General features: G+C 25.6%; 4 protein-coding genes. All 4 read left to right on the forward strand.

Annotated elements, in window-relative coordinates:
* The coding region (locus tag CVV26_03455) for a UMP kinase (GenBank protein PKL71947.1) at nucleotides 1-199 on the forward strand (199 nt) is incomplete at its 5' end.
* Between the two features lie 481 nt (nucleotides 200-680).
* Nucleotides 681-1466 (forward strand): hypothetical protein, encoded by a 786-nt coding sequence (locus tag CVV26_03460; protein PKL71948.1) that lies wholly within the window; start codon nucleotides 681-683, stop codon nucleotides 1464-1466.
* Between the two features lie 2 nt (nucleotides 1467-1468).
* On the forward strand, nucleotides 1469-2269 hold the full coding sequence (locus tag CVV26_03465) for a hypothetical protein (protein PKL71949.1): 801 nt from the start codon (nucleotides 1469-1471) through the stop codon (nucleotides 2267-2269).
* Between the two features lie 302 nt (nucleotides 2270-2571).
* The coding region (locus CVV26_03470; protein PKL71950.1) for a UMP kinase at nucleotides 2572-2684 on the forward strand (113 nt) is incomplete at its 3' end.

Consider the following 2684-nt stretch of genomic DNA (forward strand, 5'->3'; position numbering starts at 1 on the left):
AATAAATTGGCATGATTTTAGAAAAATTGTCGGAGATAAATGGAATCCCGGAGCAAATTTACCATTTGATCCAATTGCTTCAAAATTAGCAGAAAAACTAAAATTAAAAGTAATTGTTTTAAAGGGAGCTGATATTCAAAATGTAGATAATTTTTTAGCCAAAAAAAAATTCAAAGGAACAGTGATTGAGAAATTTTAGATTTGACTTTTTTGTTTTTTTTGCTATATTTTAAGTATAAAAATTGTGTAAAAGTGAGTTATGTGAAATTTATTGTATCGGAAAGTGAATGATTATTCTCTTTCTGTCATTCCCGTGACAACGGGAATCCAGGTTTCATAAGTTAATTAAATCTGGATCCCCGCGTTCGCGAGCATTTCAAGAATTTAAAGATAATCCTCGTAGTATTGAACTTATTGAAAAAGAAAGATCAGAAACTATTACAGAAGAAGAATATCTTAAAAATTCGCGGGAAAATAGAGACAATCCGTCGTGGTGCTAAATTTCTTATAAAAAAAATAAAAAATTCTAGCCACATTGCATAAACAAATTAAGAATCAATTTTGTTTTTGTTTTTCTAAAAAAATAGACTCAGGTCTATTTTTTTTGTTTTATTGAAAATTGACAGGTTTATTATTTAGTGTATAATCAGTACAGAAAGTAATAAATTTTATATTACCATATGGACAAATTATACACCACAACACTAACCAGCAAAGAATTAGAAATAATTGAAAAACTAATCGCGCGACATGGCAATGTTGTTGATTTTATTATGATTTATAATGAATTTAAAAAAGAAAGAAGTAATCAAGAAGTAAAAAATTTTGTTTCTAAATTAGTTAAAAAGGGCTGGTTGATAAAGATTAAAAAGGGCGTATTTGCTATTTCCAGTATTGCTAGTCGAGGGGTAATTGAACTTAATCAACTTACAATCGCCCAAATTATTAATGCAAATTCTTATGTTTCATTTGAAGCTGGTTTACAACACTATGGATTATTTGATCAATATTTAAGAGTTATTGCTTCTGTTGGAATTAAAAAAACATATAATAAAAAATTTGCTGATTGGACTTTTAAATACATTAAAACCAAAAAAGGATTATTTTTTGGCTTCAAAGAATTTAATATAGATGGTCGTTTGATAAAGATAGCCACAAAAGAAAAAATAATTATAGATTTTTTAGTTTATAAAAGAACAGTGAATAATATAGATTTGATTATTGAAAAATTAAAAAATTATAAAGACGAATTTGACAGCAATCAACTAATTAAACTAAGCCAAAATTGCTCAATAAGCGTAAAGCGAACTTTGGGAATAATATTTGATTTGGTCGGAATAAATTCTGAAAAATTATATGAATTAGTTAAAAAAAATAGAAATCATAGTTTTATGACTTCCAAGAGTAATATTTTTAATGCTAAATGGAGAATTTATATTGATAAATATTTTAAAAATTATAAATAAATATGTTTAACTTTTTTAAAGGATTGATAACAAAAGATCAATTAAATTTAATAAATTGTAAAAATTTAAAATACCCGTTAGCTATTGCTGAAAAAGATTATTTTTTAGCGTTGGTTTCTCAAATTATTTTTAATTCGCCGTTAAAAGACAAATTAATTTTTAAGGGCGGAACAGCGTTATATCATGTTTATTTGCCTCAATTAAGATTTTCTGAAGATTTAGATTTTTCAAGCAACTCAATTAAAATTTTTTTAGATGAAGTAAAAAATATTTTTATCAATTATGATTTTCTTAAAATAAAAAAGGATTATGTTTCTGACGCAACTATTAAAATTGAAAAATTACAATACATTGGTCCATTAAATATGGCTAATTCGCTTAAGATTGAAATTGATTTTTTTCAAAATGTAGTGTTGCCTCCACTTGAGTTAGATTATAAAAATGTTTATGGCGTAAAAACAAAAGTTCGTGTTATGGATATTAAAGAGATTACAGCCGAGAAAATTAGAGCTATGAATGATCGCGCGAGATACAGAGATTATTATGATTTTACTATGATTATGAAAAAATTAGATGTTGATATCAATGAAGTTTTGAATTTAGTAAAACAAAAAGAAATTAGAAAAATCATAAGTAAGGCAAATATTTTAAATAATTGGAAAATAGCGAAACAAGAAAAACAAAAAGATTTATTAAACATTCATTTTATTAAGGAATTAGGAGATGAAGAAATATATAATGAGTTGAATAAGTTAGATTTTTTGATTATTAAGAGATTCAGGAATATTTACAGGAGAAATTGAAAAATTTTAGATTTGACTTTTTTTATTTTTTTTGCTATATTTTAAGTATAAAAATTGTATAAAATGAGTTATGTGAAATTTATTGTGTCGGAAAGTGAATGATTATTCTCTTTCTGTCATTCCCGTGACAACGGGAATCCAGGTTTCATAAGTTAATTAAATCTGGATCCCCGCGTTCGCGAGGATGACAGTCTCATCTGGATTCCCTTTGGAGTTTGCCCTCGAGTTTCATCAAGGATGGGAATGACAAAATATTCCGAGTGCAAAATTTGTCTTACAAATTTTGCCTATTTTAAATTTTTATGAAAAAAGAAATAATTATTATTTCTCTTGGTGGGTCGCTTATTGTTCCAAATGAAATTGATTTTAATTTTTTGAAAAATTTTAGAAAATTAATTTTAAAATATTTAAAAAA

The organism is Candidatus Kuenenbacteria bacterium HGW-Kuenenbacteria-1 (assembly GCA_002839745.1).
In the GTDB taxonomy this organism is placed as follows: domain Bacteria; phylum Patescibacteriota; class Patescibacteriia; order UBA2591; family PGYQ01; genus PGYQ01.

What these genes read in the sequence shown, in the direction of transcription:
- CVV26_03460 (PKL71948.1), top strand. Translation starts at nt 681, where the DNA reads ATGGACAAATTATACACCACAACACTAACCAGCAAAGAATTAGAAATA.
- CVV26_03465 (PKL71949.1), top strand. Translation starts at nt 1,469, where the DNA reads ATGTTTAACTTTTTTAAAGGATTGATAACAAAAGATCAATTAAATTTA.